The sequence below is a fragment of the Candidatus Nanopelagicales bacterium genome, assembly GCA_041393815.1.
In the GTDB taxonomy this organism is placed as follows: Bacteria; Actinomycetota; Actinomycetes; order S36-B12; family JAWKJK01; genus JAWKJK01.
The window spans coordinates 514,269-526,787 of the sequence record JAWKJK010000003.1; the positions used below are offsets into that span (position 1 = coordinate 514,269).

A 12,519-nucleotide genomic window follows, 5' to 3' on the forward strand; every position below is an offset into this window, starting at 1 on the left:
GCACGATCACCCGCGTGCGGATGCTGCTGCCCGAGACCGGCGCGGACCTGACCGACGAGGCGATCGTCGCGGCGTACGCCTGGCCGCAGGACGCCTGGCCGCAGGACGCCGGGACCCCGGTCGCCGCGGACGGCGCCTGGCTGCGCTGCAACATGGTGTCCTCCGTCGACGGCGCGGCCCGGGGTCCGGACGGGCTGAGTGGGCCGCTGAACAACGCCGCGGACATGCGGGTGTTCGGCCTGCTCCGCGGCCGTGCCGACGCGATCCTCGTCGGCGCCCAGACCGTCCGGGCGGAGGGCTACCGCAGTGCCCGCCCCAAGGCCGCCTTCGCCGACGCACGGCGCACCGCCGGCCAGCGCCCAGCACCGGTCATGGCCCTCGTCAGCAGGTCGCTGGACCTGGACACCGGGGCGGCGATGTTCGCCGACCCGGCCGAGCGCCCGATCGTCCTGACCACGCAGTCAGCAGATCCCGGACGGCGGGCCGCGCTGGAGCGCGTGGCCGACGTCGTCATGTGCGGTGACACCTCCGTCGACCCGGGTCTCGCGCGTGCCGCCCTCGTCGCTCGCGGGCTCACGCGCATCCACAGCGAGGGCGGACCCACCCTGCTGGCTGGGCTGGCGGCGGCCGGCCAGCTCGACGAGCTGTGCCTGACCGTCACCCCGGTGCTGGCCGGCGGTGCCTACCCAGACCTGGCCGACGTGTCCCGCATCCTGCACGGGGTCCCGCTCCCGGACCCGCCGCGCGCGTTGCGGATCGGGCACCTGCTCGAGGACGACGGGACGCTGTTCCTGCGCTACCGGGTGACCGCATGACGCTGCGGCTTCCGGTGCTGCCCCCGGTCTCCCCCATGCTGGCCAAGCCGACCGGTGCCCGCGTTCCGGCGCCGGACTCGGTCGCCGGCGGCCTGGCGTACGAGCCCAAGTGGGACGGTTTCCGCTGCGTGCTCTTCCGTGACGGCGACGACGTCGTCGTCCAGGGCCGAAGCGGGGACGACCTCGCGTACGCGTTCCCCGAGATGGTCGACGCCGCCCGGCGCCTCTTGCCCGAGCGGGTCGTGCTCGACGGGGAACTGGTCGTAGTGGTCGACGACCGGCTGTCGTTCGAGTCCCTCACGAAGCGGATCCGCCCGCGCAAGGAGGCCGGCGGCTGGAAGATCGCCGAGCTCGCCGAGCAGTGGCCCACGTCGTACGTCGCCTTCGACCTGCTGGCGGACGACGACACGGACCTCCGCGAGCGGGCCTACGCGGACCGACGCGACCGGCTGGAGCAGCTCCTGCACACAGTCCCCGCGCCCTTCCACCTGACCCCGGTCACCCGCGACCCTGACGAAGCCCGCCGCTGGTTCGAGGTGTTCGAGGGCGCCGGGCTCGACGGCGTGATCGCCAAGCCGCTCGCGGACCCGTACCGCGAAGGCGTCCGCGCGCTGCTCAAGGTCAAGCACGCGCGGACCGCCGACGTCGTGGTCGCCGGCTGGCGGGCGCACAAGCAGCCCGGACCGGACGGGCAGCCCGTGGTCGGCTCGCTCCTGCTGGGTCTGTACGACGACGCCGGCCGGCTGCACCACGTAGGGGTCGCCTCGTCGTTCACCGCAGCCAGGCGTGCTGATCTCGTGGACGAACTGGCCGCGTACGCGCTCGACGACCTGTCGGAGCACCCGTGGTCGGAGTGGGCCGACGCTCAGGCCCATGCCTCGGGTCGCATGCCGGGTGCGGTGTCCCGCTGGACCGGCGGCAAGGACCTGTCCTGGACGCCCCTGCGCCCCGATCTGGTGGCCGAGGTGGGGTACGACCACCTGGAGGGCGACCGCTTCCGCCATGTGGCGCAGTGGAAACGGTGGCGCCCCGACCGCGACCCGCTCTCCTGCACCTATGACCAACTGGAGCGCCCGGTGCGTTTCGACCTCGCATCGATCCTCGGCGACACCTGACCGACCAGCCCGGCGTGCGGACGGTGCCACAGCCTCCACCCGCCCGTGCCAACAGCCCGGAGTGACGGTCGGGTTCGGGACCTTGGTCCCCACTTCGCCGGATCCGGTATCCCTGGCAGCGGCTCGGGCGTCCTCCTCGCAGACGACGCCACCCGCACCCGCGGGGGCACGAGCTCCCGAGGAGGAGTCATGACGAAGAACGAGGGAACCATCGACCGCGCGATCCGGGTCGTCATCGCGATCGCGGCCGTGGTGGGCGCGTGGCTGGTCGGCTTCGGCTCGGTCTGGGCGTGGGTGCTGCTGGCCGTGGCCGCGGTCATGCTGGTGACCGCCGCCGTGGGCTTCTGCCCGCTGTACCGGCTGGTGGGCCTGAGCACCTGCCCCGCCCCGAACCGGTCCGCCGCGTCCCGGTCGAAGGTGGCCGCCTGACCGCGCGCCGTCCCGCCCGGTCGAGACTGGACCCATGACCCACGGTCCGTTCGAGGCCACTGGGGACCTCGCCTCCCGACTGGAGGCCGAGGTCCCCCGGCTGTCGCGATTCGCCCGCTCCCTCGTCCGCGACCCGAGCGCCGCGGAGGACCTGGTGCAGGAGGCGCTGACCCGGGCGTGGGAGCGCCGTGACTCCCTCGACGACGTCCGGGACCTCGGCGCCTGGCTGCGCCGGGTGGTGCACAACCTGGCCGTCGACCGGGCCCGGCGCACCCGCGAGTTCACCGTCGACGAGGTCGAGGAGCGCTGGATGCGCGACGAGTACACGGTGGACACCGCCGCGGTCGTCGAGCGGGCCGAGACCCGCGCGGAGGTCGAGGACGCGCTGGTACGGCTGCCGTTCATCTACCGCACGGCCGTGGTGCTCCACGACGCGGAGGGCATGACGGTGGCGGAGGTCGCCGACGTCACCGGGGTCGAGCTGCCCGCCGCGAAGCAGCGACTGCGGCGGGGCCGGATGATGCTGGTCACCGCCCTGGCCGACGGGCACGAGCGCCGGATCGCCACCCAGGGCGTCCCGCTGCGCTGCTGGGACGCGCGCCGCTGGGTGTCGGACTACCTCGACGGCGACGTGACCCCCGACGTCGCCCGGCAGCTCGAGCGGCACCTGGCCTCCTGCCCGACCTGTCCGCCGCTGTACGCCGCACTCGTCGGCGTCCGTGACGGCATGTCGCGCACCCGGGACCCGGACTCCGTCATCGAACCGGGGACTGCGGAGCGGTTGCGCACCCGGGGACTCGGGACCGGCTGAGCCCAAGCTGCGACAGGCGCTAGCGCGCGAGGTGCCCGTAGGCCGCGGCGGCGCTGTTGGTCGGCACCAGCGCCGAGCAGCCCACCGCGTTCCACCTCGGGTCGATCTTCTTCACCCCGGAGGTCGCGATCTTCGCCGACGAGGCGGCGTTGACCCGCACGGGATTCGGGTAGGAGTAGATCGCCGAGTCGGTCACGCTGTTGCCCCGGCCGCTGAGGGAGTACCCCTTCACGCCGGCGTCGAACCCGCCCCACTGTGCGGTGTTCAACGGCATGCGCAGCCCGATCAGGTTGCGCGTCATGCTCACCTCGGTCGTCTTCAGCCCGACGGTGATACCCGCCGCCGCCTTGGCCAGGGTGTTGTAGCGGATCGAGACCTCGTGCGGGGACGCGGAGGACGCGTTGCCGGCCGCCTTGATGTTGGCGCCGTTGGGCGCGCCGAAGATGACGTTGCGCTCCACCACGCCGGGCCCCGATGAGACTCCCGGCATCAGGTAGAGGTTGTGGTCGTTGCCTTTCGTCCGCGACCCCGGCTTGACGTCGTGGATGCAGTTGCCCGCGATCAGGTAGTTGCGGGGAGGCTCCAGCGTGCCGGTGACCATCACGTTGGAGACCGACCGCGACCCGTACACCTCGTTGTTGACGAACCGCCAGCCCGTCCCACCGTTGAACTTCACCAGGAACGCCGGCATCGACCGGGAGAGGTTGTCCGTGATGGTCAGGCCGGTGACCGTCCAGTAGTCGGCCCGATCCAGCTGCAGCGTCCCGACCAGGGTCACCTTGGCACCCGGCTCGGCCTGCAGCGTGATCGGTCGCGCGGCAGTCCCCCGACGTGCACCCCAGCCGGCCGCCTCGACGTACGTGCCCTCGAGCACCACGATCGTGTCGCCGGGCTGGGCCTGGCGGATCGCCCAGTAGATGGACTTCCAGGGAGTCTCGCGGGTGTTGACCTTGTCCGGGTTCCAGCGGGGGTCATAGTCCTCGCCGTTCGGGCCGACCCACTGGATCCGACCGCCATTGTCGGCGATGTCCACCGCGGTGAGCCGGTAGGCCGTGCCGGCCACGGAGGGCGCCGAGGCGGTCGCTGGGGGCGCCTGGAGCAGCGCGCCGGCGGCGAGTACCAGCACCGACAGGACGGGGGCGACGAACCCCATCCCCACGGTGCGGGCGGTCCCGCGGCTCGACATCACGGCTCCCCTCGGTTTTCGGTCCGACACCCGCTTCATCGGCATCCGGACACGCCGTCTTGCGCCCGCGGCCGACCGTTGGCCGGAATCACCCGATCGGAGCAAGACCCCCACTCAACGTGAGGGCCTGCTAAGGGCAGGGTTGCGAGAGTCCTAGGAGCAGGCGAGGTCGGACCCGGACGGGACCGCGCACGCTTGCACGTTCCAGACCGCGACCGTCGTCTTCGACAGCGGCATGTAGAGCCGGTGGTACCGGGTCTGGCCCGCCTCGTCGGCGTCGAGCTCCAGCACCACGGTCGTCAGCCACGGCTGCTTGCGCGGGCACGAGGACGACCTCTTCGCGGTGAACCAGGTGTTGGTGTACTGGCCGACCCAGCGACCCTTCACGAACCGCTGCACGACGCTCTTCTTCGGCGGCTTCCGCTTGAGGCAGGTCGTGCGGCTCGTGGTGCCGACGTCGGTGAACTCGGTGCCGGTGCAGGTCCGGCCGGCCTAGGCCGTGCCGAGCCAAGTGCACCCGACATGCGGCTCGCTGGCCCGGGCCGCTGCCGACGGAGCCGCCGCCGCGACGCCAGAAGGTCACCCTCCGTTTACATGGCGTGACCCACGAGGTTGACGGGGTGGTAGTGCGACATGTGAATACTCAACGTGGTGTCACAGGGACGGAACGTCACGACACGCGGGGGTCGCCTGCTGGGGGCGGCCTCCCGCCATGTAAGAATGCCCGCGATCGCCCCGTCCGACCCCGACGCGTGCTTACCCCCCAGTGGCATGCAGACCCCCGGGTACGGACGGGGCGATCGCCGTACCCCACGGGCGGGTCCGGGACACCGCCGACAGGCCCCCGAAGACCGCCCCGTCCGTCCTCGTTCGCGCGAGTCCGGGAGAGTCAGACCAGACGCCGCCGGAGTGGCGCCAGCAGCGGCTGCACGTCCGGTCGCGCCTCGAGCGTCTGCAGGCAGGCGATCACCACGTCCTGCTCCTGCTCGTCGACGAAGAACAGCTGCTGACGCAGCTTCGCCTCGAGCTGCGCGTCGGTGAGCGGATCGCCGGGGTCGCCGACCGGACGGTCCCTGCGTGCCTCGACGGTGGCGCCGTCCGACAGCGTCACCGTGATCGCGCACGGGGCCCCCTGCGGGTACCCGGCGTCCATCTCGTCGTCCACCACGACCCGGACCTTCCCCATCAGCGACTGCAGTGTGGGGTCGGAGCTGCAGGGCTTGTCGAAGTCCTCGTAGGCGACCCGGCCGAGCAGCGCGGTCGCGACGCAGTACGGGATCGAGTGGGTACGTCCCGCCCGGCTGGTCGGATGGGCAGCCGCGGCGGTGGCGCCGTTGCGGGCGGCCACCTGGTAGGTGCGCACCTCGACGTCCGTGATGGCGGCGGGGTCGGTCACCCGGTCGGCAAGGCTCAGCGCCACGTCGATCGGCGTCTGGCAGAAGACCAGCGCCGGCCAGCGCTTGAAGACGATGCGCCCCAGGTCTGCGGGTGGCTCGAACAGGGCGTCGGCGTGCCGGAAGAACCGGTCGACGCCGGCAACGCCGCCGTAGATGTCGGGCGGAGCCTCGAACCCGGCGCGCGCGAGCCGGACGGCCATCAGACCGCGTACGGCGCAGGACGCGTACGTGCAGTGCTTCCAGTCGGTGACCTGCCCGAGAGCGGCCTGGTTGGTGTCCAGGCCGAGCATGCCCGCGATCCGCTGGGCCAGCGTGAGCTCGTCGGCCGTGCATCCCAGGGCCTGGCCGATGGTCAGCGCCGTGGAGAACGTGGCGACCGCGTCGTGGTCGAATCCGCTCGACTCAGGGTCGTAGTAGGTGGCGAAGGTGGCCGAGAGCCAGAAGGCGACGTGCGCCGTGGTCAGCACCTGGTCGCCGGTGAGTCCCAGCCAGTCGGCCAGGGTGAGAACGAGGGCGACGCTGTCGGACGGGTGGGCGCCACCCATGCCGTTGGGCGCCAGGTAGGTGTCCAGCAGGTCGGAGCGCCGGCCGAGGATGGCGTTGGCGAAGACGGCGTCGCCCAGCGCCGCCGGCCTGCCGATCCCCCAGACGGCGATGTCGCCCGACGAGGCGTCCGCGAGGCGGTCGAACGTGGCGAGCATCCGGGCGTCGCGCAGCGATCCGCAGATCCCGGCGTAGGAGTCGAGGATGTTGCGCTTCAGGAGGTGGCGCAGCCCGTCGTCCAACTCCTGCCGGGAGAGGGAGAGGACCCGTGCGGACAGTTCCTCCTCCATCGTGGGCGCTGTCGATGCCGCCATCCGCGCTCCTCGTCGCTGGCCGTGAGACACCGTCGCGGCGCCCCCCTCCCCTGGCAGAAGGCTGCTCGCAGTCTAGGAACCGGAAACCCGACCTCGGGCGGGCTTCGGCCCCTCCGGACCGTCCTCAGAGCCCCGTGGTGATCGTGCGGAAGATCACAGGAGGGGCTTCGTCGTCGCGTTGACTCCCCGTGAGCCGGGTCCTAGCGTCGTTGCCAAGTCAACGAGTTCCGCGTGGCGACGCGAAGGGGCTGGGCATGAACTTCCATACGGTCAACCGGTACTGGCAGTCCTCGACGCTGTTCATCGCTCCCATCCTGATCGTGGTCCTGATCTGGTTCCGGCCGTCGATGGAGCCGTACCAGTGGCTCATGTGGCTGCACCTTCCGTTGCTGATGCTCCACGAGGCGGAGGAGTACGTGCTCGCCCCGATGAGCTTCCAGCAGTTCTTCAACCTCAAGACCGCGTTCGGTTCGGGCACGGACCCCGACTACCCGTTGGACGACTCGTACGTGTTCCAGGTGAACATCGTGCTGGCCTGGCCGGTCATCATCCTGGGAGCGATCCTTGCGCCGGTGGCTCCTTGGCTGGGGTTCTCCATGATCTGGTTCGAACTCGTGATCAACAACGTCATGCACACGATCCTGTTCCAGGGCGACAAGCCGACCTACAACCCCGGCCTGGTCACGAACTGCCTGCTGCTGCTGCCGTTCGGGACCTGGACGCTGCTCACCGCCACAGGGTTCTTCACCCCACTGGACTGGGCGCTGTCGATCATCCTGGGCCTGGGCATCGCCGCCTTCTTCGGCACCAAGACCCGGGGTCGGCTGGCCCGGCTCAAGACGATGCAGGCCCATGCCGTCGGTTAACCGGCACGTGCCCCTGCTGTTCCGCATGGGTGAGCGGTACCTCAATCAGGCGCTCGCAGGCACGGGTCTGACCAGTGGCACCGCACCGCTGCTGCTGGAACTGCGTGATGGTGGTGATCGCCACCCGGCCGCCCTGGCCCACGCCGTCGGCGTGAACAAGGCGCACGTGACCCGCTCGCTGCGCCTGTTGTCCCGTGACGGGTACGTGGACGTGAGACCCGATCCGTCGGACGGCCGAATGCTCCGGGTGTCGCTGACCGACACGGGCCGCGCCGCTGCGGACGCCACCGAACGCGCGATCCGGACCTGGCTCACCATCGTCAGCGACGGCGTCGCCCCGGCCGACCTTCGGGTCATCGACCGCGTCCTGGACGCGTTCTACGCCAACGCGGTCCGCCACTTCGCCGGCCCCCGCGGAGACACGACCTAGCGTCAGGTCCCTTCCCCGTGCCGCAGCGTGTCCCGGCTGGGCTGGACCCTCTTGGGCTCCCCCGGCATCTTGGGGTACTCGGGCGGATACGGCAGGTCGCCCAGGCCGTGGTCGCGCTCGTCCCGCTCCCACCACTCCAGCAGCGGGGTCAGGTCGTACGCCTCGTCGTCGATCGCCGCGTGCGGGTCGCCCCGTTCGGCAAGCCTCTCGGGCACCGTCCGGACCGTGAAGTCGCGCGGGTCCACATCGGACAGCTCGTCCCAGGTGACCGGGGTCGACACGGGTGCCCAGGGTCTCGCCCGTACCGACCACGCCGATGCGATGGTGCGGTCGCGGGCGTTCTGGTTGTAGTCCACGAACACCGTCGACCCGCGTTCCTCCTTCCACCAGGCGGTGGTCACCCGGCCGGGCATCCGCCGCTCCAGCTCCCGACCGACCGCGATGGCGGCGTGGCGGACGTCGGTGAACGTCCAGCGCGTCTCGATCCGTACGTACACATGGACGCCGCGACCGCCGCTGGTCTTGGGGTAGCCGGTCATCCCGACCTCCGACAGCAGCTCGCGCGCGGCCAGCGCCACCTCGACGGCGTCGTGGAAGTCGGTGCCGGGCTGGGGGTCGAAGTCCAGCCGCAGCTCGTCCGGGTGGTCCACGTCGGCGCGCCGCACCGGCCACGGGTGGAACGTGATCGTGCCCAGGTTCGCGGCCCACACGATCACCGCCGGCTCCGTGGGGCACACCTCGTCGGCCGTGCGCCCGCTCGGGAACGCAATCCTCGCTGTCTCCACGTACGACGGCGCCCCCGACGGGATCCGCTTCTGGTAGAACGCATCTCCGCGGGTACCGTCACGCTGCGCCAGCGTCACCCCGTCGAGCACTCCCCCCGGCCAACGCTCCAACGTGGTGGGGCGCTCGTCCAGCCCGCGCAGCATCACCGGCGCGACCGCGGCGTAGTAGCCGACCACGTCGAGCTTGGTCAGGCCCACGTGCGGGAAGTAGGGACGCTCCGGGTTGGACACGCGCACCTGCCGGCCGGCCACCTCCAGCTCGACCGGGTCACCGAACTTCGCCGCCGCCATCCGCCGACCGTAGCCGCTGCGGGGGCCGCGCAGCGGCCATCGGCCAGGCCCAATCGGCGTGACACCCGTCCTCCCGACTGCCAGGGTTCCCACGTGACCGCAGCACTCGTCGCCGGGCTCGGTCTTGGCGCGCTCGTCGCCGCCCAGGTCGGCCCGATATGGCTGCTGTGCGCGCGCACCTCGGCCCGGTACGGCTTCCGCCCCGGGTTCGCGATCGGCCTGGCGGCCGCCCTGGTGGACTTCGGTTACGCCGTGCTCGGCGCGCTCGGGGCGGCGGTCCTGCTACAGGCGGCACCCATGCGGATCGTGCTCGGGCTCGGGGGGGCGGCCGTGCTGGTCTGGCTCGGCGCGCGCACCCTGCACGCGGCGTTCCGGATCCGGGCGGGCGCGGAATCCGTGGAGGAGGTCGCGGATCCGAAGCGGGCCTTCCGCACCGGGGCGGTCGCCACCGCGTCGAACCCGCTGACCATCGTGTCGTGGGGTGCGGTGTTCGGCGGCGCCGCGGTCGCCGACGTAGCGGGCACCCCATCGTCCGCGGTGGCGTTCGTGGTGGGCATCGGGATCGGCTCGCTGCTGTTCCACCTGGTCCTCTCCGGAGCGCTCGCCGTGCTGGGCGGGCGCGTCGGGGAGCGCGGGCTCCTGGTCGTCGACGCGATCAGCGGCCTGGGCCTGATCGCGTTCGGCGGGCTACTGGCCGTTCGAACCGTCCGCGACTCGTAAGGCGGGGTGCGGCCCTCCGCGGTGGCCGGCGCCCGCGTAGCGACGTACCGTCGGCTACGAGGAGGACCCATGTTCCGCAAGAGCACGTCGATGCCCGCGACCAAGCCCGACGGCACGCCGTACGACGTCGTCCGCCACGAGGACGAGTGGCGTGAGGCGCTGACCGAGTTCGAGTACCACGTGCTGCGCGAGGCCGGCACCGAGCCCGCCTTCACCGGCGAGTACGTCGACACCACGACCGAGGGCGTTTACTCCTGCCGCGCCTGCGACGCCGAGCTCTTCCGCAGCGAGCACAAGTTCGAGTCGCACTGCGGGTGGCCGTCGTTCTGGTCCCCGCTGGCGGGGGACGCCGTGGTCGAGATCGAGGACCGGTCCCTGGGCATGGTGCGCGTCGAGGTGCGGTGCGCCGCCTGCGGCAGCCACCTCGGGCACGTGTTCTCCGGCGAGGGGTACGGCACCCCGACCGACCTGCGCTACTGCATCAACAGCGTGTCGGTCCGCCACACCCCGACGACCGACTGAGACCCCCGCTCTCCCGCCCGCCCACTCGCTTGTGGTGCCGGGGCGCCGGCTACGGGAGGGCGGCCACCAGGTCGGCCACCGGGCGGCGGCGCCCGGTGTAGAACGGGATCTCCTCGCGCACGTGCAGCCGGGCCCGCGAGCCACGCAGGTGCCGCATCAGGTCCACGATCCGGTACAGCTCGTCGGCCTCGAACGCCAGGATCCACTCGTAGTCGCCGAGGGCGAACGACGCGACCGTATTCGCCCGGACGTCGGGGTAGTCGCGGCCCATCACGCCGTGCTCGACCAGCAGCTCGCGCCGCTCCTCGTCCGGCAGCACGTACCACTCGTACGACCGCACGAACGGGTAGACGCACACGTAGCCGCGCGGCTCCTCCTCGGCGAGGAACGCCGGGATGTGCGACTTGTTGAACTCCGCCGGGCGGTGCAGCGCCATCACCGACCACACCGGCTCCAGCGCCCGCCCGAACGCCGTGCGCCGCAGCCGCTGGTAGGCGTCCTGCAGGTCGTCGGAGGACTCCGCGTGCCACCACACCATCAGGTCCGCGTCGGCCCGCAGCCCGGCGACGTCGTAGAAGCCGCGTACGACCACGTCCTTCGCGGCCAGCTGGTCGACCAGCGCCTCCACCTCGGCGGACAGCGCCGCGCGGTCGTCGGGCAGTGGCGTGCTGGCCCGGAAGACCGACCACATGGTGTAGCGGATGGTGGCGTTGAGGTCGCGCGCCTTCGGCCTGGCCGTGGCTGCGGCCGCCGGGTCGGGGGCGTGCGGGTTCTCGGGGGCGTCAGGCATGGCGCCATTGTCTGCGGGCGCCGAGGTGCTCGGCCACCCGGGCGGCCGCCGCCCGCGCCGAGCCGATCACCGCGGCGATGCCGACCCCGTCGTACGCCGCACCGCAGACCGCGAGCCCGGGCTGCTCGGACACCGCCCGCCGGATCCGTTCGACCCGCGCCACGTGCCCGACGGCGTACTGCGGCAGCCCGCCGCCCCAGCGGGTCACGGCCGACGTCACCGGGGGCTCCGTCACGCCGAGTGCCGCACGCAGGTCGGCGTGCCCGAGTTCGGCGAGCTCGGCATCGTCCCGCTGCAGCATCGACTCCTCGCCGTAGCGGCCGAACGACACCCGCAGCACCGCCAGCGGTTCGCCGACGTCGCCACCGGTCGCCGCCTCCTCCGCCTCCCAGTCCCACTTCGCCGAGGTGAAGGTCGCCGCCTTGATCGCCCGGTCGTCGACGCTGGGGACGAGGAAGCCGCTGCCGGCCAGCCGCCCCTCGACCGCGCGGGCGCGATAGACCAGCGTCACGAGGGCGACGCTGGCGTACTCGACCTCGCCGAGCTCGGCGGCCGCGGGCGCGCACACAGGGGTCAGCAGCCGGGCGGCCGGTGCCGCGGGGACCGCCAGGACGACCGCGTCGGCGGTGATCGTCTCGGGGTTGCGGGTATCGCCGACCAGCACCCGCCAGCCGCTGGTGCGCCGCTCCAGCCCGCGGACGGTGGCGGACGTGCGTACGTCGACGCCGTTGTCGCGCAGGGCAGCGGCGACCGCCAGCGGGAGCTGCCCGACCCCGCCGCGCAGCCCGACGAACACCGGGCCGCGTCGCGCCCCCGACCCCGAGGCGCCGGTGGACACCACGCGGCGGGCCGCGGCCAGCAGCGAGCGCTCGTCGGCCAGCTCCCGGAACAGCGCGGGCAGGGTGGCCTGCAGCGAGAGCCCGTGCGCATGCCCGGCGTAGACGCCGCCGAGCAGGGGGTCGACCAGCCGGTCGACGACCTCGTCGCCGATCCGGGCGGCGACGTACGACCCGACGGAGACGTCGGAGTCCAGCGGGGTGCGCGGCATCAGGTGGTCCAGCGGGACGCGCAGCAGCCCAGGGAGGGACAGCGTGCCGCTGCGGGCCAGGGCGCGCAGGTCGGTGGGGACACCCATGACCAGCCCCGACGGCAGCGGCTGCACCCGGCCCCGCGACCACAGCCCGGCCTTGGTGGTCGCGGGGGCGACGATCCGGTCGTCGAGACCGACCTCGCGGACCAGCCGCAATGCCTCGGGCCGGGTGGCAAGCATCGACTCCGCCCCCGCGTCCGCGGTGACCCCGGCGACCTGTCCGACCCGCAGCTTCCCGCCGAGGAGCGGGGACCCCTCGAGCACCGTCACGCGCGGCGGGGCGGGGTTGCCGTGGACCAGGGCGTGGGCGGCGGCCAGGCCCGCGATGCCGCCGCCGACGACCACGACGTGCGACGGCCCTTCCCCCGCCTCGGGGACGACGTGCAGCGGTCCGGCCACCCGCCCACGATCCCAC

At 72.4% G+C, this 12,519-nt stretch carries 14 protein-coding genes; 8 read left to right on the forward strand and 6 right to left on the reverse strand.

Translation table 11 applies throughout. The features are described from left to right. Positions 1 to 20 precede the first annotated feature (20 nt). From R2737_12040 to R2737_12055, 4 genes are all read left to right on the forward strand, one after another. On the forward strand, positions 21 to 815 hold the full coding sequence (locus R2737_12040; GenBank protein MEZ5116985.1) for a pyrimidine reductase family protein: 795 nt from the start codon (positions 21 to 23) through the stop codon (positions 813 to 815). Beyond that, positions 812 to 1,930, forward strand: a complete 1,119-nt coding sequence (locus R2737_12045; protein ID MEZ5116986.1) for an ATP-dependent DNA ligase — start codon at positions 812 to 814, stop codon at positions 1,928 to 1,930. Before R2737_12040 ends, R2737_12045 begins: the two co-directional genes overlap by 4 nt. Before the next feature lie 189 nt (positions 1,931 to 2,119). Beyond that, complete coding sequence (locus R2737_12050; GenBank protein MEZ5116987.1) at positions 2,120 to 2,359, forward strand: DUF2892 domain-containing protein; 240 nt, start codon at positions 2,120 to 2,122, stop codon at positions 2,357 to 2,359. A 34-nt stretch (positions 2,360 to 2,393) separates the two neighbouring features. Continuing rightward, a complete protein-coding gene (locus R2737_12055) occupies positions 2,394 to 3,170 on the forward strand; it encodes a sigma-70 family RNA polymerase sigma factor (GenBank protein MEZ5116988.1) in 777 nt (258 codons plus the stop codon). Positions 3,171 to 3,189: 19 nt separating this feature from the next. On the opposite strand, the gene R2737_12060 is transcribed toward R2737_12055, so the two are convergent. From R2737_12060 to R2737_12070, 3 genes are all read right to left on the reverse strand, one after another. Then, complete coding sequence (locus R2737_12060) at positions 3,190 to 4,356, reverse strand: chondroitinase-B domain-containing protein (GenBank protein MEZ5116989.1); 1,167 nt, start codon at positions 4,354 to 4,356, stop codon at positions 3,190 to 3,192. 153 nt (positions 4,357 to 4,509) lie between these two features. After that, complete coding sequence (locus tag R2737_12065) at positions 4,510 to 4,755, reverse strand: hypothetical protein (protein ID MEZ5116990.1); 246 nt, start codon at positions 4,753 to 4,755, stop codon at positions 4,510 to 4,512. 490 nt (positions 4,756 to 5,245) lie between these two features. Then, positions 5,246 to 6,610, reverse strand: a complete 1,365-nt coding sequence (locus R2737_12070) for an MmgE/PrpD family protein (GenBank protein MEZ5116991.1) — start codon at positions 6,608 to 6,610, stop codon at positions 5,246 to 5,248. A 254-nt stretch (positions 6,611 to 6,864) separates the two neighbouring features. On the opposite strand from R2737_12070, the gene R2737_12075 reads away from it, so the two are divergent. Continuing rightward, entirely contained in the window at positions 6,865 to 7,476 is a 612-nt protein-coding gene (locus tag R2737_12075; protein MEZ5116992.1) for an HXXEE domain-containing protein, read from the forward strand. Continuing rightward, the gene (locus R2737_12080) at positions 7,463 to 7,906 is read left to right on the forward strand and encodes a MarR family transcriptional regulator (GenBank protein ID MEZ5116993.1); all 444 of its coding nucleotides are present in this window, start codon (positions 7,463 to 7,465) and stop codon (positions 7,904 to 7,906) included. Before R2737_12075 ends, R2737_12080 begins: the two co-directional genes overlap by 14 nt. A gap of 2 nt (positions 7,907 to 7,908) precedes the next feature. Here the strand turns inward: R2737_12080 and ligD are convergent, their stop codons facing one another. Beyond that, positions 7,909 to 8,982 carry a non-homologous end-joining DNA ligase gene (gene ligD / locus R2737_12085; GenBank protein MEZ5116994.1) on the reverse strand — a complete coding sequence of 358 codons (1,074 nt, stop codon included), beginning with the start codon at positions 8,980 to 8,982 and terminating at the stop codon, positions 7,909 to 7,911. Between the two features lie 93 nt (positions 8,983 to 9,075). On the opposite strand from ligD, the gene R2737_12090 reads away from it, so the two are divergent. Both R2737_12090 and msrB read left to right on the forward strand, forming a co-directional pair. Then, on the forward strand, positions 9,076 to 9,702 hold the full coding sequence (locus R2737_12090) for a LysE family transporter (protein MEZ5116995.1): 627 nt from the start codon (positions 9,076 to 9,078) through the stop codon (positions 9,700 to 9,702). 69 nt (positions 9,703 to 9,771) lie between these two features. Next, the gene (gene msrB, locus R2737_12095; protein MEZ5116996.1) at positions 9,772 to 10,224 is read left to right on the forward strand and encodes a peptide-methionine (R)-S-oxide reductase MsrB; all 453 of its coding nucleotides are present in this window, start codon (positions 9,772 to 9,774) and stop codon (positions 10,222 to 10,224) included. Between the two features lie 49 nt (positions 10,225 to 10,273). Here msrB and hemQ read toward each other — a convergent pair whose 3' ends face one another. Together hemQ and hemG are read right to left on the reverse strand one after the other, a co-directional pair. Continuing rightward, a complete protein-coding gene (gene hemQ, locus R2737_12100; protein MEZ5116997.1) occupies positions 10,274 to 11,014 on the reverse strand; it encodes a hydrogen peroxide-dependent heme synthase in 741 nt (246 codons plus the stop codon). After that, positions 11,007 to 12,503, reverse strand: coding sequence for a protoporphyrinogen oxidase (gene hemG, locus R2737_12105; GenBank protein MEZ5116998.1), 1,497 nt, complete (start codon positions 12,501 to 12,503; stop codon positions 11,007 to 11,009). The genes hemQ and hemG overlap by 8 nt, the downstream gene beginning before the upstream one ends. Positions 12,504 to 12,519 lie beyond the last annotated feature (16 nt).